Origin of the sequence: Micromonospora humidisoli (assembly GCF_016900955.1) — a bacterium.
GTDB classification, from domain to species: Bacteria; Actinomycetota; Actinomycetes; order Mycobacteriales; family Micromonosporaceae; genus Micromonospora; species Micromonospora wenchangensis.
This window is the reverse complement of sequence record NZ_JAFEUO010000008.1, coordinates 133,980-153,591: the sequence shown is the minus strand read 5'-3', so window position 1 is coordinate 153,591 and position 19,612 is coordinate 133,980. Positions and strand designations below refer to the sequence as shown.

The 19,612-nt window shown below is 73.5% G+C and carries 19 protein-coding genes and 1 pseudogene; 6 read left to right on the top strand and 14 right to left on the bottom strand.

What is annotated here, in order from left to right:
- Window positions 1-81 precede the first annotated feature (81 nt).
- From JQN84_RS26430 to JQN84_RS26420, 3 genes are read right to left on the bottom strand one after another with little or no spacing between them, the layout of a single operon-like run.
- Entirely contained in the window at window positions 82-675 is a 594-nt protein-coding gene (locus JQN84_RS26430; protein ID WP_204961273.1) for a GNAT family N-acetyltransferase, read from the bottom strand.
- Window positions 672-2,192: an APC family permease gene (locus JQN84_RS26425; protein ID WP_204961272.1), complete on the bottom strand. Its 1,521-nt coding sequence runs from the start codon at window positions 2,190-2,192 to the stop codon at window positions 672-674. The genes JQN84_RS26430 and JQN84_RS26425 overlap by 4 nt, the downstream gene beginning before the upstream one ends.
- Window positions 2,193-2,245: 53 nt before the next feature.
- Window positions 2,246-2,872, bottom strand: coding sequence for a GOLPH3/VPS74 family protein (locus JQN84_RS26420; RefSeq protein ID WP_204961271.1), 627 nt, complete (start codon window positions 2,870-2,872; stop codon window positions 2,246-2,248).
- 142 nt (window positions 2,873-3,014) lie between these two features.
- Here JQN84_RS26420 and JQN84_RS26415 point away from each other — a divergent pair, with 142 nt between their 5' ends.
- From JQN84_RS26415 to hrpB, 3 genes are read left to right on the top strand one after another with little or no spacing between them, the layout of a single operon-like run.
- Window positions 3,015-3,860 carry a helix-turn-helix domain-containing protein gene (locus JQN84_RS26415; RefSeq protein WP_204961270.1) on the top strand — a complete coding sequence of 282 codons (846 nt, stop codon included), beginning with the start codon at window positions 3,015-3,017 and terminating at the stop codon, window positions 3,858-3,860.
- 40 nt (window positions 3,861-3,900) lie between these two features.
- On the top strand, window positions 3,901-4,101 hold the full coding sequence (locus JQN84_RS26410; protein WP_204961269.1) for a DUF397 domain-containing protein: 201 nt from the start codon (window positions 3,901-3,903) through the stop codon (window positions 4,099-4,101).
- A 25-nt stretch (window positions 4,102-4,126) separates the two neighbouring features.
- Window positions 4,127-6,640 (top strand): ATP-dependent helicase HrpB, encoded by a 2,514-nt coding sequence (gene hrpB / locus JQN84_RS26405; RefSeq protein WP_204961268.1) that lies wholly within the window; start codon window positions 4,127-4,129, stop codon window positions 6,638-6,640.
- A 25-nt stretch (window positions 6,641-6,665) separates the two neighbouring features.
- On the opposite strand, the gene JQN84_RS26400 is transcribed toward hrpB, so the two are convergent.
- Window positions 6,666-7,391: a PP2C family protein-serine/threonine phosphatase gene (locus tag JQN84_RS26400; protein ID WP_204961267.1), complete on the bottom strand. Its 726-nt coding sequence runs from the start codon at window positions 7,389-7,391 to the stop codon at window positions 6,666-6,668.
- Between the two features lie 255 nt (window positions 7,392-7,646).
- Between JQN84_RS26400 and JQN84_RS26395 the strand changes: the two genes are divergently transcribed.
- Entirely contained in the window at window positions 7,647-10,256 is a 2,610-nt protein-coding gene (locus JQN84_RS26395) for a glycoside hydrolase family 9 protein (RefSeq protein ID WP_204961449.1), read from the top strand.
- A 129-nt stretch (window positions 10,257-10,385) separates the two neighbouring features.
- Window positions 10,386-10,796 carry a hypothetical protein gene (locus tag JQN84_RS26390; RefSeq protein ID WP_204961266.1) on the top strand — a complete coding sequence of 137 codons (411 nt, stop codon included), beginning with the start codon at window positions 10,386-10,388 and terminating at the stop codon, window positions 10,794-10,796.
- A 42-nt stretch (window positions 10,797-10,838) separates the two neighbouring features.
- On the opposite strand, the gene JQN84_RS26385 is transcribed toward JQN84_RS26390, so the two are convergent.
- The 8 genes and pseudogenes from JQN84_RS26385 to JQN84_RS26350 form a co-directional block, all read right to left on the bottom strand.
- Window positions 10,839-11,039: a DUF397 domain-containing protein gene (locus tag JQN84_RS26385; protein WP_204961265.1), complete on the bottom strand. Its 201-nt coding sequence runs from the start codon at window positions 11,037-11,039 to the stop codon at window positions 10,839-10,841.
- Entirely contained in the window at window positions 11,030-11,797 is a 768-nt protein-coding gene (locus JQN84_RS26380) for a Scr1 family TA system antitoxin-like transcriptional regulator (RefSeq protein WP_204961264.1), read from the bottom strand. Before JQN84_RS26380 ends, JQN84_RS26385 begins: the two co-directional genes overlap by 10 nt.
- A 204-nt stretch (window positions 11,798-12,001) precedes the next feature.
- A pseudogene (locus JQN84_RS26375) lies at window positions 12,002-12,565 on the bottom strand (snapalysin family zinc-dependent metalloprotease); the annotation flags it as partial.
- Between the two features lie 96 nt (window positions 12,566-12,661).
- Entirely contained in the window at window positions 12,662-12,919 is a 258-nt protein-coding gene (locus JQN84_RS26370; protein WP_088646235.1) for a UBP-type zinc finger domain-containing protein, read from the bottom strand.
- On the bottom strand, window positions 12,919-14,496 hold the full coding sequence (locus tag JQN84_RS26365) for a Na+/H+ antiporter (protein ID WP_204961262.1): 1,578 nt from the start codon (window positions 14,494-14,496) through the stop codon (window positions 12,919-12,921). The genes JQN84_RS26370 and JQN84_RS26365 overlap by 1 nt, the downstream gene beginning before the upstream one ends.
- Before the next feature lie 37 nt (window positions 14,497-14,533).
- Complete coding sequence (locus JQN84_RS26360; protein WP_204961261.1) at window positions 14,534-15,499, bottom strand: TIGR03885 family FMN-dependent LLM class oxidoreductase; 966 nt, start codon at window positions 15,497-15,499, stop codon at window positions 14,534-14,536.
- Between the two features lie 66 nt (window positions 15,500-15,565).
- Window positions 15,566-16,978, bottom strand: coding sequence for an NADP-dependent succinic semialdehyde dehydrogenase (locus JQN84_RS26355; RefSeq protein WP_204961260.1), 1,413 nt, complete (start codon window positions 16,976-16,978; stop codon window positions 15,566-15,568).
- 12 nt (window positions 16,979-16,990) lie between these two features.
- Window positions 16,991-17,254, bottom strand: a complete 264-nt coding sequence (locus JQN84_RS26350; protein WP_204961259.1) for a DUF6343 family protein — start codon at window positions 17,252-17,254, stop codon at window positions 16,991-16,993.
- Between the two features lie 253 nt (window positions 17,255-17,507).
- Here JQN84_RS26350 and JQN84_RS26345 point away from each other — a divergent pair, with 253 nt between their 5' ends.
- Window positions 17,508-18,362, top strand: coding sequence for a GDSL-type esterase/lipase family protein (locus JQN84_RS26345; RefSeq protein ID WP_204961258.1), 855 nt, complete (start codon window positions 17,508-17,510; stop codon window positions 18,360-18,362).
- Window positions 18,363-18,448: 86 nt separating this feature from the next.
- Here the strand turns inward: JQN84_RS26345 and JQN84_RS26340 are convergent, their stop codons facing one another.
- Together JQN84_RS26340 and JQN84_RS26335 are read right to left on the bottom strand one after the other, a co-directional pair.
- Entirely contained in the window at window positions 18,449-19,144 is a 696-nt protein-coding gene (locus JQN84_RS26340) for an EcsC family protein (RefSeq protein ID WP_240762946.1), read from the bottom strand.
- Between the two features lie 187 nt (window positions 19,145-19,331).
- The gene (locus JQN84_RS26335) at window positions 19,332-19,481 is read right to left on the bottom strand and encodes a hypothetical protein (RefSeq protein WP_168222413.1); all 150 of its coding nucleotides are present in this window, start codon (window positions 19,479-19,481) and stop codon (window positions 19,332-19,334) included.
- Window positions 19,482-19,612 lie beyond the last annotated feature (131 nt).

Here is a 19,612-nt window from a genome sequence, read left to right as displayed (position 1 = left end):
CGACGCACTCGCGTCGGGGCCGGTGCCACGTCGGTCGGCGTTCACGCCGGTACGCGACGCTGACGTTGCCCGGGATGCCGGTCAGCCGACCGCCGGGTCCCGCCACATCGGATAGAACGGTGTGCCGTCCGGCAGCCGGAAGACCTCCCGCAGCCGGTAGCCGTGCCGGGCGTAGAGGTCCCGCCCGGCCTCGCTGCTGGCCTCCAGGTAGCCGGGCACCCCGTGGGCGTCCAGCCAGGCATGGTGGTGCCGCAGCAGCGCGGTGCCCAGTCCCCGCCCCTGCCGGCCCGGCCGGACGGCGAGCAGCGCCAGGTGGTGGTGGTCGGGGTGCGGGTGGTTCGCGGCGAACAGCTCGTCGAGGTGCCGGAACCGGGGGGTCCACTCCCCGCAGGCGGCGGCCAGCCGGTCGTCGTAGTCCTCCGGGGCCGGTGACTCGCCACCGACCTGCGGCAGCCAGACCGCCACCCCGTCCCGGTCCTCGGTGCCGAAGACCAGGCCGTGGCGCATCGCGTGGTCGACCAGGATCTCGAAGTTGTCGGCGAAGACGGCCTCCCGCTTCGCCTCGTCCGGCACCAGCCACCGGGTCGCCGGGAGCACCAGGAACGCCTCGGCGATCCGTTCGGCGACCCACCGGGTGTCGGCGGCGGCGAGCCGTCCGACGGCCGGCGCGGTCACCGCCGGGCCTCCACCGGCACCGGGCCGTCCACCGGCGGGGCGAACAGTGAGGTCGCCGCGCTCTCCGCGCCGCGCCCGATCCGGGCGTAGACGTCGGGACGGTTGGCGCGCAGCACCAGACCCCACAGCAGGCCGATCAGCGCGGCCACCGGGTAGACCCCGGGGATGATCCAGCGCAACGGCGAATCCGGCGCGACACCGAGCAGGGTGGCGAAGTTCGCCACCGCCACCGCCACGACGGCGGCCAGCGCGACGGTGGCCAGGGCCGGGGCGATCGCCCGCTTCCACAGCGACTCCGCGGTGTCGGAGCGGGCGAAGTAGACGATGACGGCGACGCTGGTGGTGGCGATCAGCAACAGCACGCCGAAACCGCCACCGGTGCCGGCGTAGTAGAACAGCTGCACCACCGGGTCCCAGCCGTTCACCGCGTACAGCACGATCACCAGCAGGCCGAGCAGGCTCTGCGCCAGCGAGGCCATCCGGGGCGCGCCGGTGCGCGGCGAGGTCTGCCCGAAGGCGGCCGGCAGCACCCGTTCCCGGCCCAGCGCGAAGGCGTACCGGGCGGTGGTGTTGTGGAACGAGATCATCGCGGCCAGCACCGAGGTCATGAACAGCGCCTGGCCGATGGTGACGGCGGTGTCGCCGAGGTGCGCGGCGGCCAGGTTGAAGATCAACTCGATGCTCTGCTCACCGGCGGCGGCGGAGATGTTCTCCGGGCCGACGGCCACGGTCATCGACCAGGAGGAGAGCGCGTAGAGCCCGGCGATGATCGCCACCGAGAGGTAGGTGGCCAGCGGGACCGTCCGCCGGGGGTCCTTGCTCTCCTCGCTGAACACCACCGAGGACTCGAACCCGACGAAGCCGGTCATGGCGAGGACCAGCAGCGCGCCCGCCCCCGGCACCAGGAGGTTGGCCGGGGCGAGGGCGGCGAAGCTGGTCGAGCCGCCCGCCGGGTGGCTGAGCTGGCCCAGGTCGAACACGACGATCACCACGATCTCGGCGATCAGCAGCACCGCCAGGACCAGGCCGTTGACGTCCACCCGCAGCAGGCCGAGGAACGCGACCAGGGCCCAGGCGACCAGGGCCACCACGGACCAGTGCGGTTCGACGCCGAACAGGGTGCCGAGCACCGGGGCGGCGGCGGCGCCGATCGCGCCGTAGAGACCGACCTGGAGCGCGTTGTAGGCGATCAGCGCGACCCAGGCCGCGCCGACGCCGGCCGGGCGGCCGATGCCCCGGGCGACGTAGGCGTAGAACGCGCCGGCGTTCTCGACCCGGCGGGCCATCGCCACGTAGCCGACGGAGAAGAGCGCCAGGACGGCGCCCACGGTGAGGAAGGCCAGCGGCATGCCGGTGATGCCGGTGACCGCGTAGCCGGTGGTGACCACGCCGGCGACCACGGTCAGCGGCGCGGCGGCGGAGAGGACGAAGAAGATGACCGACGGCACGCCGAGGCGGCCACGGGCCAGGGCGTCACTGACGTTGCTGGGGCGGTCGACTGTCGGATGCGGGGGCATGGGGCTGCTCCGGAAGAGGGGAGGTGAGGGGGGAAGGGGGTGGCGCGGCGAGATCAGGGGATGCCGCGCAGCACCGCCGCGCCGACCGCGGCCTCGGTGTGCACGACGAGTTCCTTCAACGGGGGCGGCAGCGACCCGACGAGGGTGGACAGTCGGTGGTGGGCACGCGGCCCGGCGCTCCACAGCACCTCGCGGGTCAGCCCGGCGGCGGCCACCAGGCCGAGCAGCGTCGTGTCCGACACCAGCGGCTGTTCGGGCCGCTCCACCAGGGCCCGTAGCCGGGTCGCCGGCCAGGCGGCGGCGTTGAGGTCGATCGGCAGGTAGCTGACGGTGGTCCGCAGCAGGCGGCGGGTCTCCTGCCGGCGCAGCACCCCGGCCCGGGCCAGCCGCTCCCCCACCGAGGTGGTGGACGACTGGGCCAGGAAGGCGAGCCAGGTGCGCACCGCCTGGTGCTGCGACTCGCCGATCAGTTGGTCGAGCACGGTGTGGGCCAGCGCGTCGGTCGGGGGACGCCTGTCGATCACGGTGACCAGTCCACCGGAGACGGTGATCTGTCCGAACAGGATCAGCTCGGCCAGCAACCCGGCGGCCAGGCCGAGCCCGGTGGCGCTCGGGTGCAGTTTGGCCTTGCCGCGGCTGTCGTTGTGCGCAATCAGAAAGAACTCGTCGGCGACCAGCAAACGAGCCTCCCACGCATTGTCCACAGGTGATCCACGCCGGGTGACAGGATGCCCGCAGAGCTCCAGCTTTGCAACTCCCAGATTCGGTGGTTGCACTCCGTACTCATGCGACCTGCGGATCTTGTCGTGACAGACTCGGAGGGTGACCGTCAGCCCCACTGTTCGCCGCCGCCGCATCGCCCGTGAACTCCGCCAACTGCGGGAACGCGCGGGCATGACACTGGACGTCGCCGCCCGCCAACTCGACATGTCCAAGAGCAACCTGTCCCGGATCGAGAACGCCCAGATCGGCATCAAGCCCCGGGACGTCCGCGCCGCGTTGGCCCTCTACGAGGTGACCGGTGTCGATGCCGAGGCGCTGATCGAGATCGCCCGGGGCGCCCAGCAGCGCGGCTGGTGGCAGAACTACAGCGACGTGCTGCCCGAGTGGTTCGAGTTCTACGTCGGGCTGGAGGCCGAGGCGGAGAGCCTGCGCACCTACGAGGCGGAGTCCGTCCCCGGGCTGCTGCAGACCGAGGCGTACGCCCGGGAGATGTTCCGTCGTACGGCCGGCGAGGAGGGGCTGGAGCGCAAGGTGGCCGCCCGGCTGCGCCGCCAGGAGGTGCTGCACCGGGACTCGCCCGCAGTCGAGTTGTCGGTGGTCCTCAACGAGGCGGTGCTGCTGCGCCCGGTGGGCGGGCCGGCCGTCATGGCGGAGCAGTTGACCCACATGGCCCGGGTCGCCCGATCACCGAACGTGACATGTCACGTACTTCCGTTCGCGTCCGGTGGGCACCCCGCGATGAGCACTCCGTACGTGATCATCACGTTTGCCGACGCGGCCGACAATTCCGTGGTTTACCTGGACAATCTCACGCTGGGTCTGGCGCTGGAGGAAGCGGGACACGTACGCGGGTATACCCTTGTGCACGAGGAGCTGTGTCGGATGGCACTGGATCCGGCGGCGTCTCTGGCCCGCCTGGAGGAGGCTGCTCGTCACTTTGCGTGATCGCATTGCGGCACGCCCGGGGGGAACGGAAGGTACGGGAATGCAGGCGCTGCCTCTGTCCATGATGGACTGGCGGACCAGCAGTCGCAGCAGCGGCAACGGCAACTGCGTGGAGATCGCCTCCACCGACGACCGGATCGCGGTGCGCGACAGCAAGGACCGGTGCGGCCCCGCGCTGGTCTTCTCCGCCCACGCCTGGACAGCCTTCGTCGCCGGCATGGAGGCGGTACGCCGGGGCTGACCCCGGGCGTGCCACAGTGGCAGCCGTGCTCCGTGACGTACCCCTCGACCTGCCGGTCCGGCCGGCGCTGCCACCGCTGCTGCGGGCGCTGACCGGCACCGGCAGCGCGGTCCTGGTGGCCCCGCCCGGCACCGGCAAGACCACCCTGGCCCCGCTCGCGGTGGCCGACGGGGTGGCCGGGCGGGTGCTGGTCGCCCAGCCCCGCCGGGTGGCCGCCCGGGCGGCGGCCCGGCGGATGGCCGACCTGCTCGGTGAGCGGGTCGGCGACCGGGTCGGGTACGCCGTGCGCGGCGACCGGCGGGTCGGGCCGGCCACCCGGATCGAGGTGGTCACCACCGGCCTGCTGGTCCGCCGCCTGCTGCGCGACCCCGAGCTGCCCGGGGTCGACGCGGTGCTGCTCGACGAGGTGCACGAGCGGCAACTCGACGCCGATCTCGCGCTGGCCTTCACCGTGGAGGCCCGCGCGGCGCTGCGGCCCGAGCTGTGGCTGGTGGCGATGTCGGCGACCCCGCAGGCGGACCGGTTCGCCGCGCTGCTCGGCGGTGACACGCCGGCCCCGGTGGTGCGCGCCGAGGCGGCCCTGCACCCGGTCACCCGGGTCTTCACGCCACCGCCGCGCCCGGTCGCGCCACCGGGCGCGGGACGGGTCGATCCGCTGCTGCTCGACCATGTCGCCGCGACCGTCCGGCGGGCCCTGCACGAGCAGGACGGCGACCTGCTGGTCTTCCTGCCCGGGGCGGGCGAGATCGGGGCGGTGACCCGCCGGCTGACCGACCTGACCGACCGGGTGGCCGTCCTGCCGCTGCACGGGCGGCTGCCCGCCGCCGCGCAGGACGCCGCGCTGCGCCCCGCCGACCGGCGTCGGGTGGTGCTCGCCACCTCGGTCGCGGAGAGCAGCCTGACCGTGCCCGGGGTCCGGGTGGTGGTCGACGCCGGCCTGGCCCGGGTGGCCCGCACCGACCTCGCCCGGGGGCTGGGCGCGCTGGTCACCGTGCCGGTGTCCCGGGCCGCCGCGACGCAGCGGGCCGGCCGGGCCGGCCGGCAGGGCCCCGGGGTGGTCTACCGCTGCTGGTCGGAGGCGACCCACGGCCGGCTCGCCGCGCAACCCGGGCCGGAGATCGCCACCGCCGACCTGACCGGCTTCGCGCTGGACCTGGCCGCCTGGGGCAGCCCGGACGGCGGCGGCCTGGCGCTGCCCGATCCCCCGCCGCCCGCCGCGCTGACCGTGGCCCGGGAGACGTTGACCGCCCTCGGCGCGGTCGACGCCGACGGTCGGGTGACCGCCCGGGGACGGGCCATCGCCGCCACCGGCACCCACCCCCGGCTGGGCCGGGCCCTGCTCGACGGTGCCGTCCGGATCGGTCGGGACCGGGCCGCCGAGCTGGTCGCCCTGCTCGCCGAGGACGGCCTGGCCGGGCGGCACGACGACCTCACCGCCGCGTGGCGGCGGCTACGCGACGACACCGACCCCGGTGCCACCGCCCGCTGGCGCGCCGAGGTACGCCGGCTGCGCGCCGCCCTGTCCGACACCGAGCGGGGCGGTGGCGGCGGGTGGCTACCCGATGACCTGGCGGCCGGGCTGCTGGTGGGGCTGGCCCACCCGGAGCGGCTGGCCCGGCTACGTCGGGCCGGTGGGACGTCGTACCTGATGGCGGGTGGGACGGGGGCCGAGCTGGCCGCCGGATCGGCGCTGACCGGGACGGGCTGGCTGGCCGTCGCGGTGGCCGACCGCTCGCCGGGCGCGCCGACCGCCCGGGTCCGGCTGGCCGCCCCGCTCGACGAGGCGACCGCCCGGGAGGTCGGCGGGGCGTTGGTGAGCGAGGACCGCGAGGTCGGTTGGGTCGACGGCGACGTGCTGGCCCGTCAGGTGACCCGGCTCGGAGCGATCGAGCTGGTCAGTCGCCCGCTGGCCCGGCCGACGCCGGAGCTGCTGGCCGCCGCCCTGGCCGACGGCCTCCGCCAGGCGGGACTGGACCTGCTGACCTGGACCCCGGCGGCCCGGTCGTTGCGTCAGCGGCTGGCGTTCTGCCGGCAGGCGTTGGGCGGGCCGTGGCCGGAGGTCTCCGACGACGCGTTGCTCGCCGCCGCCGACCGGTGGCTCGGGCCGGAGCTGGCCACCGCCCGCCGCCGGGCCGACCTGGCCCGGATCGACGTGGCCGGGGCGCTGCGCCGGTTGCTGCCCTGGCCGCAGGCGGGCCGGCTGGACGAGCTGGCCCCGGAACGCATCGAGGTGCCCAGCGGCTCCCGGGTCCGGGTCGACTACGCCGATCCGGCCGCGCCGGTGCTGGCGGTGAAGCTCCAGGAGACGTTCGGCTGGCAGCAGGCGCCCCGGCTGGCCGACGGCCGGGTGCCGGTGCTGCTGCACCTGCTCTCCCCCGCGGGCCGGCCCGTCGCGGTCACCGCCGATCTGGCGTCGTTCTGGCGTACCGGCTATCCGCAGGTGCGCGGGGAACTGCGCGGGCGTTACCCGCGCCATCCCTGGCCGGAGGACCCGGTCACGGCCGCGCCGACCCGGCACACGGCGCACCGCCGCCGCTGAGCCGGCGCGGTGCGCCGCTCGGTGGTCACTCGTCGACGACGTCGGCGATGAGCACGGTGATGTTGTCGGGGCCGCCGGCCCGCAGGGCGAGATCGATCAGTCGGCGGGCGCAGTCCTGGCGGTCCGGGGTCTCCCGCAGCACCTCGGTCAGGGTGTCCGGGCGGACGACGTTGGAGAGGCCGTCGCTGCACAGCAGCCAGCGGTCGCCGGCCCGGGGCACCATCGTGGCGTACGACGGGGAGACCTGCTCGCCCTGCAACGCCTGGGTGACCACGGCGCGCCGGGGGTGGCTGGACGCCTCCTCGGGGCTGATCACGCCCTGGTCGACGAGCATCTGGACGAAGGTGTCGTCCCGGGTGACCTGTTTGAGGGTGCCCTCGCGGAACAGGTAGGCCCGGGAGTCGCCGACGTGGGCCAGCGCCAGGCAGCTGCCGGTGCGGGAGAACAGCAGGGCGGTCAGTGTGGTGCCCATGCCCTGCCGCTCGGGGTCCTCTTGGACGGCCTGGTTGATCCGCGCGGTGGCCAGCTCGATGCCGGTCTGCAACGCCGCCACCAGGGCGTCCTCGGGGGTCTCCACGTCCAGTGGGGCGACCGCGTCGATGGCGATCCGGCTGGCCAGGTCGCCGGCCGCCATCCCGCCCATGCCGTCGGCGACGGCGACGAGCCAGGCTCCGGAGTGCATGGCGTCCTGGTTTCCGCTGCGGATCAGCCCACGGTCGCTCGTCCCGACGGAACGAAGCTTCAGGGTCATGGGTGGCAGCCTGCCAGGCGGAGGGTGTTGTTGTCTCTAGGAGATCAGGACGACTGCGCGTGGCGCGGCGAATCTCACTGCCGTCGGCGTCGGTCCGGGCCGCCTCGACCAGCCCGAAGGTCATCCAGTCGAATCGATTGACAGGGACGAGACGCGCTGGAAACATCTGGCTGATAGCTGGGAGCGCTCCCAGCGACAGGCATCGACGGCACACCTCCATCACCACCCTTCCGCCCGGAAAGGAATCCCGTGATCCTGACCCGACGACGTCGGCGGCATCTCGCGGTACTGGCAGCGACGACCCTGGTCCTCACCGGCGTCGGCACCGGCGTGGCCCACGCCGAGGTCCCGCCGGACGCCCCCGAGCAGATCAGCAACGGCGACTTCAGCGAGGGCGTCGCGCCCTGGTTCTCCTACGGCACCGGCCCGCTCGACGTCGTCGACGGCCAGCTCTGCGTCACCGTCCCCGCCGGGCTGGTCAACCCGTGGGACGCCGGCATCGGCCACGACGGGGTCCGGCTCAACGCCGGCGCGGAGTACAAGCTCAGCTTCGACATCTCGGCCACCCCCGGCCTCTCCGTCAACGCCGTGCTCCAGCTCGGCAGCGCCCCCTACACGTCGTACGCGAGCGTTCCGGCCGTCGCCAATCCGACGACCAAGCGGGTCGAGCAGACCTTCACCGTCCCGGACGACAACCCCAACGCCCAGCTCATCTTCCAGGTCGGCGGAGCCGCCGCCGAGCAGCGGCTCTGCCTGGACAACGTCTCGCTGCGCGGTGGCGAGGCCGCCCCGCCGTACGTGCCGGACACCGGCCCCCGGGTGCGGGTCAACCAGGTCGGCTACCTGCCCGGCGGCCCGAAGAACGCCACCGTGGTGACCGAGTCGACCGAGGCACTGCCCTGGCAGCTCAAGTCGGCCGCCGGCACGGTCGTCGCCAGCGGCCAGAGCACCCCGCGCGGGATCGACGCCGCCTCCGGGCAGAACGTGCAGACCGTCGACTTCTCGTCCTTCCGTACGCCCGGCACCGGCTACACGCTGGTCGCCGACGGGGAGACCAGCCACCCGTTCGACATCTCCGGCGACCTCTACGACCGGCTGCGGGCCGACGCGATGCAGTTCTTCTACGCCCAGCGCAGCGGCATCGCCATCGACGGTGACCTGATCGGCGAGGAGTACGCCCGCCCGGCCGGCCACCTCGGGGTGGCCCCCAACCAGGGCGACACCCAGGTCCCCTGCCAGCCCGGCGTCTGCGACTACACGCTGGACGTGCGCGGCGGCTGGTACGACGCGGGCGACCACGGCAAGTACGTCGTCAACGGCGGTATCGCCGCCTACCAGCTGCTGAGCGCCTTCGAGCGGACCAAGACCGCGGAGACCGCCGCCGGTGGCGCCGCGCTGGGCGACTCGACGCTGCGGGTGCCCGAGCGCGGCAACGCGGTGCCGGACGTCCTCGACGAGGCCCGTTGGGAGATCGAGTTCCTGCTCCGGATGCAGGTGCCGGTCGGCAAGCCGCTGGCCGGGATGGTCCACCACAAGATCCACGACAAGGCGTGGACCGGTCTGCCGCTCGCCCCGCAGGACGACGCGCAGCCGCGTGAGCTGCACCCGCCGTCGACCGCCGCCACGCTGAACCTGGCCGCCGTCGCCGCGCAGTGCCAGCGCCTGTTCGCCCCGTACGACGCGACGTTCGCCGCCCGCTGCGGCACCGCCGCGACGAGCGCGTACGCCGCCGCCAAGGCGCACCCGGCCGTCTACGCCGACCCGGCCGACGGCATCGGCGGCGGGGCCTACGAGGACAACAACGTCACCGACGAGTTCTACTGGGCCGCCGTGGAGCTGTACCTGACCACCGGCAAGAAGGCGTACCTGGACGACCTGACCGCCTCGCCGCACCACACCGGCGACGTGTTCGCCACGGGCGGCGCGTTCAGCTGGCAGAGCGTGGCCGCGGTCGGCCGGCTCGACCTGGCCACCGTGCCCAACGGCCTGCCCGCCGCCGACAAGGCCCGGGTCCGCGCCTCGGTCACCGCCGCCGCCGACAACTACCTGACCACCCTGCACGCCCAGGCGTACGGCCTGCCGGTGCCGGGCGAGGCGGCCAGCTACGTCTGGGGCAGCAACAGCAACATCATCAACAACATGGTCGTGCTGGCCACCGCGTTCGACCTGACCCGGGAAGCGAAGTACCGGGACGGCGCGGTGCAGGCGAGCGACTACCTGCTCGGCCGCAACGCGCTGAACATGTCGTTCGTCACCGGCTGGGGCGAGCAGAACGCACGCAACCAGCACAGCCGGATCTTCGGCAACCAGCTCAACCCGGCCATGCCGAACCCGCCGGTCGGCTCGCTCGCCGGCGGCCCGAACGCCGCCCTGCAGGACCCGTTCGTCGCCCAGCTGCTCAAGGGCTGCGCGCCGATGTTCTGCTACGTCGACGACATCAACTCGTACTCGACCAACGAGGTGGCGATCAACTGGAACTCGGCGCTGGCCTGGCTCGCGTCGTTCCTCGCCGACCAGGGGGAGGCCAAGGCCGTGGCCCCGCGTACCTGCGCGGTCAGCTACCAGGTGCACGGCACCTGGCCGGACGGCTCCAACACCCAGGTCGTCCTGCGCAACACCGGTGACACCGCGATCGACGGCTGGACCCTGCGCTACGCCTACACCGGCGACCAGAAGGTCACCCAGGCGTGGTCGGCGAAGGTGACCCAGTCCGGGGCCACCGTGACGGCGAAGAACGAGTCGTACAACGCAAAGATCGCGCCGGGCGCCAGCATCACCTTCGGTCTGCTCGCCAGGACCGGCACGCTGGCCAACCCGGAACCGGATCTGATCACCGTCAACGGCGTCGCCTGCACGGTGTCCTGACCGGCACTCCTACCCTCGGACCCCGGGCTGCCACCCGGGGTCCGAGCGCGCCGGGCGGTCGTCCCCCGACCGCCCGGCGCCCCCGCCCGACCGCCCGGCACGCCCGGCCCAGCAGTGGAGACGAGTCCGATGCCCGAGCAGACCACGATCTCCGACGCCGAGCGTCGGCGCATCGTCCACGAGTTCGTCGACGAGACCGTCGGCGACGCCCACCCCGAGGTGGTGGCGATGGTCCGTGACCTCACCCACCGGGTCCGCGACACCGTCGAACTGGCCCGCGCCGCCGGCATCGCCCCCGAGTCGCCCCGCGCCGGCCACGTGGTGGCCGCGCTGGTCTGCGCGTACGGCGAGGTCTTCGACCGGGTCGACGACGCCGGCTACCGCAGCGCGCTGCTGGCCCGGCTGGAGGTCGCCAACGACCCACGCACCGAGCGGTACTTCCAGCTCCTCGCGGCGGTCAACGGCTGGACCGCGCCGCCCACCCTGACCCCGGTGCTGGACTGGTTCATCGCCGCGCTGCGCCACCATCCCGCGCCCTGACCGGCACCTCGCCGACCCGGTGACCGACGGCGGGTGGGCCGGTCAGCCGGCCTGTCGCGTCGACCGGGCCAGGCGCAGGAAGCCACGCCAGGCGTCAGGGGTGAAGGCCAGGATGCCGCCGGTGCGGTCCTTCGTGTCGCGGACGAGGACGACGCCGGGCAGGTTGCCCGCCACCTCGACGCAGTTGCCACCGTTGTTGCCGCTCCTGGTGCTCGTGTGCCACCGCGCGCCGCTCAGCTCCATGATGCCGCCGCTTTCCTGACGAGTTCCAGGGATCGCGCCCGGGGTAGGGCCTCCCCCACTATGCGCGCCCACCGGCGTTCCAGGACAGCGATATCGGCGCGCTGGTCGATGATCTGCGCGCGTACCTGCCCGTCGACGTGTGCCACCCGGGTGCCGTCGTCCAGCTCGGCGACGACGAAGGGGCCGCCGAGGCCGGCGTACATGCCCGTCTCGGCCGGGACCACGTGCACCTGTACGGTCGGCAGCTCGGCGCAGGCGGCGAGGTGGGCGCACTGCTCACGCATCAGCTCGGGCCGGCCCGGCACCGGGCGGTGCAGCACCGACTCGTCGATGACGGCGACCAGCAGCGGCGGGCGGTCGCGGTGCAGGATCGCCTGGCGGGTGAGGCGTGCCGTGATGAGCTGGTCGACCTCCTGCCCGGTCAGGGTCTCCCCGGCCAGGGTGGCCCGCGCGTACGCCTCGGTCTGGAGCAGGCCGGGCACCCAGGCCAGCTCGAAGCCGCGCAGCACGACGGCCTCGCGTTCGATGTCGGCCCACGGCCGGAACCACACCGGCTCGTGCCGCTTGTGCAGGTCGGGCCAGAGGTCCAGGACGTCCCGCTTGAGCAGCGCGGCGACCTCGGCACGATGCCGGGTCTGGGGAATCCGCCCCTGACTGGCCCAGCGCGCGGCGGTCTTCGGGTCGACCCCGATGCGGGCGGCGAGGCTCTCGGCCGTCTCACCCGCCTCGGCCATCGCCTCTTTGACTGCCAGATTCATCCTGACCCTCCCGGACATCCTGGATATCCGGAGTCATCTTGCTACGCCGTGTGATCATGTCGCAACCCTTCGGCACCGGGAGATCGAGCGGCGTCACCGACGGGCCGGACCCCGGTCGGCGACGCCCACCGGGGCCGCTCCCGCCCAGCGGCGGGAACGACCCTCCACCATGGACCGACGGGGGGCTCAGGAGCCGGCGGGGGCACCCACGGCGACCGGCGCGGGGGCACCGTCGCCACGCCAGACGTAGCTGACCCCGGCCGGCGCGGTGAGCGAGCCGGCGAACAACGCGTTGACCCGGGACGCCTCGGCGGCGCTCGGCGTGGCGTTGCGGCACGACACCGGCGCGCTGCTGCCCGACATCAGGTCGGTGCACAGGCCGGTCCGGTTGTCCGGCAGGCCGAGGATGTGACCGATCTCGTGGGTGGCGATCCGGGTCCGGTCGTACCCCTGGTCGACGGCCTGGGTGCCCATCCAGACCCGGCCGTTGCCCAGGCTGGTGGTCTGCGCCCGGGGCCAGCCGGTGTCGACGTAGATGGTGATGTTGCCGGGGGTGCGGGCGACCAGCCGGACGTTGGCCACCGAGCTGTTCCAGATCGTCGCGGCCTGGTCGAAGTTGGTGCGGAACTCCCCGGCCCGGCTCGCGTCGTAGTAGACCGTCCGCGCGGCGGCGGACGCCGTGCCGCCGCCCGCCGCGACCACGCCGGTCGCCGTGAGCACCAGCGCCAGCAGGGTCCCGGCGGTACGCGAGAACTGTCGTCGGCGCATCGTCCGACCTCCCATCGATAGAAGTTCACCGATGTTATGCGGTCGGTCGGAACCCGGTCGAATAGCGGTTACGTCATACCGCCACCACCGGACGGCTCAGCCGATCTCCTCGTCGACGAAGCACCAGCGCCAGGACTCCCCCGGCTGGATGGACCGCATCACCGGGTGCCCGCTGGACTCGAAGTGCTTCGTCGCGTGCTGGTACGGCGACGAGTCGCAGCACCCCACCTGCCCACACTCCACACACGACCGCAGGTGCACCCAGTCGTCGTTGCCGACGGCCACGCACTCCGGGCAGGCGTCGGTGACGCTCGGCTCGGCGGTTCCCGCCCCGGTCAGGTGCGCACAGCTCATCAGTCACTCTCCCGTCGCAACAACGACTCCTCCAGGTCCAGGTCGCGGTACGCCCGCACCAGCACCTCCTCGGGAATCCGTCCCTCGTCCCGGGCGGCCCGGAAGACCTCCCGCTCGGCGTCGATCATCTCCTGCCGCAGCCGACCGTACGCCTGCGACGGCGTCTCCCGGTCGCTGCCGCCGAGCCGCTCCCAGGCCAGGTTGGTGCGGCTCTGCACCAGCCCGCGCAACCGCTCCACCACGGCCGGCGGCGCGCCCTCGGCCAGTTCGTCCAGCTTCTCCCGGGCCGCCCGGCCGGCCTGCTGCTGCACCGTCGCGGCGGAGAGCGCGTCGGCCACCGGGTCGTCCGGGGGCAGCTTCAACCGGCGGGCCACCCACGGCAGGGTCGCCCCCTGCCCGACCAGCGTCGCCACGATCACCGCGAAGGCCAGCCAGATGAACAGCGCCCGCTGGTAGGGCTGCTCCCCGGCCAGGGTCAGCGGCAGACCCAGCGCGGCGGCCAGCGTCACCACCCCGCGCATCCCGGCCCAGCCGATGACGATCGGGAACTGCACCGGCGGGCCAGGGTCGCGCTGCCGGACCCGGGGCACCAGCCGGGCCAGGTAGGTGGCCGGGAAGACCCAGACGAAGCGGGCCAGGAAGACCGCCGCCAGCACCGCCGCGGTGATCCCCACCAGCCGGCCGGTCGGCTCGTCGAGATCCCGCAGCACCTCGGGCAGTTGCAGGCCGACCAGCAGGAAAACCAGCCCCTCCAACAGGAACTGCACCAGCCGCCAGAACGCGCCGGTCTGCAACCGGGACGCCGCCGACAGCAGCAGCGGCATCTTGTGGCCGATGCCCAACCCGGTCACCACCACCGCCACCACCCCGGAGGCGTGGATCTCCTCGGCCGCGAAGACCACCGCGAACGGCACGATCAGCGACAGCGCGTTGTCCAGCAGCGGGTCGGTGGTCCGCTTGTGCAGGTAGCCGAAGACCACCACGCCCAACAGCCCGACCAGCACCCCGCCACCGGTGGCGACCACCACCTCCTGCGCCACGTACCCGAAGCTGACCGAGCCGGCGCTGGCGGTGGCCGCGACGATCGCCACCCGCAGCAGCACCAGCGCGGTGGCGTCGTTGACCAGGCTCTCCCCCTCCAGGATGGTCACCACCCGGCGGGGCAGACCCACCCGTCGGGCAACCGCGGTCGCCGCGATCGCGTCCGGCGGCGCCACCACCGCGCCCAGCGCCACACAGATCGCGTACGGCAGCTCGGGCAGGAACAGGTGCACCACCGTGCCCACCACGAACGCGGTGAAGATCACCAGCCCCACCGCGAGCAGCAGGATCGGCCGCAGGTTGAGCCGGAACGCCGGCACCGAGGTCTCCAACGCCGCCACGTAGAGCAGCGGCGGCAGGATGCCCACCAGCACCAGGTCGGGATCGAGCCGCACGTGCGGGAAGCCCGGCAGGAAGGACAGCCCGAGGCCGAGCACCACCAGCAGGATCGGCGCGAGCAGACCCAGCTTGCGGGCCAGCGCGGCACCGAAGGTCGCGATCGCCAGGAAGACCACGACCTCGAACAGAGCTTCCATGGAGTAGCAGCCTAGGCGTACGGAGGGGCCGGGGTGATCACCCGGTGGCGCGCAGCTTCGGCAGCACCTCCGCGCCGAACGTGTCGATGAAGGCGCGCTGCTCCTGCCCGACGTGGTGCAGGGCGATCTGGTCGAAGCCCAGCGACAGGTACTCCTCCAGCCAGCCGACGTGCCGGCCCAGGTCGGCCGACACGTTCACCACCTCGGCGACCTGCTCCATCGGCACCCGCTCGCTGACCGCGTCGAAGTGCTCGGCGGTGTCCAGGTCCCAGCAGACCGGCGGCGCGAAGACGTTGCTGCGCCACTGCTCGTACGCGATCGCCTCCGCCTCGGCCTGCTCCGGTGCCCAGCTCACGTGCACCTGCAGGTGCAGCGGCCCCCGCCCGCCCGCGTCCCGGTAGGCGTCGATCATCTCGCGCAGGTGCGCGGTCGGCGCGTTCACCGTGATCAGGCCGTCCGCCCACTCGGCGCACCACCGGGCGGTGGCCACGCTGACCGCCGCCCCGATCAGCGCCGGCGGTTCCTCCGGCCGGGTCCACAGCCTCGCCCGGTCCACCCGGACCAGGCCGTCGTGGCTGACCTCCTCGCCGGCCAGCAGCGCCCGGATCACCTCCACGCACTCCCGCAACCGGGCGGTCCGCACGTCCTTGCGCGGCCAGCCGTCGCCGGTGATGTGCTCGTTGCTCGCCTCGCCGGTGCCCAGCGCCGCCCAGAACCGGCCCGGGTACATCGCGCCCAGGGTGCCGATCGCCTGCGCGATGATCGCCGGGTGGTAACGCTGGCCGGGGGCGTTGACCACCCCGAACGGCAGCCCGGTGGCCTGCAGCGCCGCCCCCAGCCAGGACCAGGCGAACCCGGACTGGCCCTGCCGGGTGCTCCACGGCGAGAAGTGGTCCGACGACATCGCGGCGTCGAAGCCGGCGCGTTCGGCGTGCACCACCGCCTCCAGCAGGCGGCTCGGATGGATCTGCTCGTGGGAGGCGTGGAAGCCGAACACCGTCATGGCGTCCTTCCGTACCCATGACGGTGTCCGGTTAAAGCTCGCCCGCGCCGGTCACCCGGCGCGCGGTCACTCGGCGTGCGCGCCGGCCCCGGCGGTGGCCGCGCCCTCCCCCACCCAGACGGTCTTGGTGTTGCAGAACTCCCGCATCCCCAGCGCCGACAGCTCCCGGCCGTAGCCGGAGTTCTTCACCCCGCCGAACGGCAGTTCCGGGTACGAGGTGGTCATGCCGTTGACGAACACGTTGCCGGCGTCCAGGTCGGTGGCGAACCGCTCCTGCTCGGCCGGGTCGGTGGTCCAGGCGTTCGCGCCCAACCCGAACGGCGTGCCGTTGGCCACCGCGACCGCCTCGCCGTACGACGACACCCGGTAGAGCCCGGCGACCGGGCCGAAGACCTCCTCGGCCCACATCCGCATCTGCGGGTTCAGGTCGGTCACCACGGTCGGGGGGTAGAACCAGCCGTCGCCGGTCGGCTTCTCGCCGCCGCAGAGCACCGTCGCGCCGTGCGCCACCGCGTCCTGCACCTGGGCGTCGATCTCGTCCCGGCCACTCTCGCTGGCCAGCGGGCCGACGTCGGTGTCGGCGTCCATCGGGTCGCCGACCCGCAACGCGGCCATGTTCGCGGCGAACTTCCCGGCGAACGCGTCGAAGACGTCGGTGTGCACGATGAACCGCTTGGCGGCGATGCAGGACTGGCCGTTGTTCTGGCAGCGGGCGGTGGTGGCCACCTCGGCGGCCCGGTCCAGGTCGGCCGAGGGCATCACCACGAACGGGTCGCTGCCACCCAGCTCCAGCACCGTCTTCTTCAACTCCCGGCCGGCGATCTGGGCGATGGAGCGGCCCGCGCCCTCGCTGCCGGTCAGCGTCGCCGCCCGGACCCGGGGGTCGCTGAGGATCCGGTCGACGGCGTCCGAGCCGACCAGCAGGGTGGTGAACGCGCCCTCGGGGAACCCGGCCCGGCGGAACACGTCCTCCAGGTAGAGCGCGGTCTGCGGCACGTTGGAGGCGTGCTTGAGCAGGCCGGTGTTCCCGGCCATCAGGGCCGGCGCGGCGAACCGCATCACCTGCCAGAGCGGGAAGTTCCACGGCATCACCGCCAGCACCGCCCCGATCGGCTGGTAGCGGACGAAGGCCCGCTTCGCCTGCACCGCGGCGGCGTCGGCGGGCTCGTCGGCGAGCATCCGCTCCGCGTTCGCCGCGTAGAACCGGCAGGCGGTCGCGCACTTGGTGACCTCGGCCTTCGCCGCGGCGTAGGTCTTGCCCATCTCGGTGGTCATCAGCCGGGCGGTCTCGTCGCGTTCGGCGTCGAGCAGGTCCGCGGCGGCGTTCATCCACTGCGCCCGCTGGGCGAGCGTGGTCCGGTGCAGGTCCCGGAACGCCAGGTCGGCCCGTTCGATGGCGGCGTCGATCTGCTCGGTCGACATCGGCTCGTACGACTTGAGCACCTGACCGGTGGCGGGGTTGGTGGTGGCGATGGGCATCTCGTACTCCTGTCACTCGAAGAGTGAGTGCCGCGCGCCCGGCTGCTCACGGCGGCGGGCGACACGGCGGCGCTGGATGACGACCAGGTCGACGACCGCCACGACGGCGAACAGCGCGCAGAGCACGCCCAGCCAGCCCAACCCGGCCCAGAACGCCACGACCGCGAGGACGGTCATGGTGACCAGGCCGAACAGGGCCAGCGCCAGGCGCAGGTTCAACGCGCTGTAGGCGTGGCCGACCGTGCCACGGGCGCGCCGGGGCTGCGATCTCGTCATCGTCTCGGCCTACCCCGGCACGGACGCCGCTAACCGGTCCCGACGCCCGGATCACCCCACGTCGACGCCGCCCACCGCGCCGGTGTCGGGCGGTTGACCTGCCCGGATAGCCCCACTCCGAGATGTTCTTACCAGATTCGTGTTTCGAGCTGTTGAATCTGCCCGGAAGTCGACACGAGCGGACCTTCCCACCCGGTACGGCCCGTAGAGTGACCGGGCTGTCGCTCTGCGCCGTCTGACCGGGGGAAGACGCATGCCTCGACGCTGGGTCGCCGCCGTGGCCTGCCTGTTGGCGCTGACCGCGCTCGCCTGTGAGGAGGGCGGCGGGGCCTCCCCGCGCCCGACGAAGAGCGGATCGACACCGACCGGGCTGCCCACCACGATGGCCGCCCTCGGCGACTCGATCACCACCGGCTTCGGCTCCTGCCTGGTGCTCACCTCGTGCCAGCGCAACTCCTGGTCCACCGGCGACGGCATCCGGGTGGAGAGTCACTACCGGCGGCTGCTCGACGCCGACGCGCCGATCCGCAACCGGGCCCGCAACCACGCCGTGCCGGGGGCCCGCGCCGAGGCCCTCGCCGGGCAGGCCGACGCCGCCGTCAAGGACAAGGTCGACTACGTCACCGTGCTGATCGGCGCGAACGACGCCTGCCGCGACGACATCGACCAGATGACCGCGACCGCCACCTTCCGCAGCCAGGTCGACAAGGCGCTACGGGTGCTACGCGAGGGCCGCCCGAAGGCCCGGGTCCTGGTGGCCAGCATCCCCGACCTGAACCGGCTCTGGGAGGTCGGGCGCACCGAGTCCCGCGCGGTGCGGATCTGGAAGACCGGGATCTGCCCCGCCCTGCTGGCCAATCCCACCTCGGACGCCAAGGCCGACCGGGATCGCCGGGCCCGCTTCGCCGACCGGATCGACGCGTACAACAGCCAGCTCAAGGCGGCCTGCCGGGCGTACGGGTCGCGGTGCCGCTACGACGGCGGCGCGGTGCACCGGGTGCGGTTCAGCCTGGACGAGGTCAACGGGTTGGACTGGTTCCACCCCAACGTCGCCGGGCAGAACCGGCTCGCCGACGCGACGTTCTCGGCGGCCGGCTGGCGGCTCTGAGCCACCCCGGCACCGACCCGCTCGGGGCCGGGGTCGCGCGGGCCGCGCCCGGCGGTGGGCCGGGCACGGCGTGGCAGCTCCTCCGGTCAGGGGCGACGCGGGTGGGGTAGTCCGCCCCGGTGTTCCCGGTAGAGCGCCTGGGCGCGTTCGGCGAGATCCTTGGTGGCCGAGGAGTTGGCCCAGGTGCCGAGGATGATCGCGGCACCCGGGACGACCTTGGCGAAGACCCGCTTGGCCGCCCGCACCCCGGCCATCCGGGCCAGCCGAACGCCGAGTTGCAGCATCACCCGCCCGAGCGGGTTCTGGGCGGCGTGACCGAACAGCGCGCCCGCCCGCTCCCGACCGGCCGCGACGCCGAGCGCCAACCGGGCCGTCTCGGCCGCCTTGTGCACCTTCTGCAGGACGAGCAGGTCGGTGGCCCGGTCCGGGTGCACCGGGTCCGCGCCGTACGCGGCGGCGACATGCAGCACCAGTCGGGCCTGGGTCCAGGCCAGCACGCCGACGTCGATGACCGCGCCGGGCAGCCCCGCCGCACCCGAGACCGCGCCGGAGAGGCGGGCCCGGTTGACGAAACGCCTGATGGCCTGCTCGGCCAACTGGTCGGCGGTGGCGTCGGGGCGTTCCGCCCGGGTGCGGGCGACCCACTGCGCCGCCTCCGGGCCGAGCCGGCGGACCGCCTCCAGGGCCAGGTGCTCCGGGGCGTACTGCGGGTCGTCCCGCATCCGGTCCCAGAGCCGGGCCGGCGGCGCCTCCGGGGCGTCGCCCGGATCACCTGCCGGCACCGCCGGAACCGGAGCCGCCGCCCCCGCCGCCGGGACCGTGGCGGTCGGCGACCCGACGGCCGGTGTCGCGGGAACGGCCGGGCCGGTGGTGTCCGCCGGTACCGGCGGCGTGGGGACGGTCGGTTCGTCGTCGACGGGGACGGCTTCGGTCACAGGTGCTCCCGGGCTGGAATCGGTTCGCGGACGGTCAGCGGCGACGGCCCGACAGCTTGCCGGCCGCCTGCTTGAGCCGTGCCTGGTTCTCCGGCTTGGCCAGCTCGCGCCGACCCCGGTCGACCAGCTGCTGCCCCTTGGGGGAGCGCAGGAAGGCGCTGATCCGCTGCATCAGTGCTGACATGTCGTCCTCCGATCGGGTGTCCTGCGTCATGTGTACCCGATCCGAGCAACCGCCAACCGTCCACTGTGTCCGGTCGAGGGTAGCCATCCGGCGACGCCGACGCGAACCGGCCCGGCCCGGCCCGCGGTGCG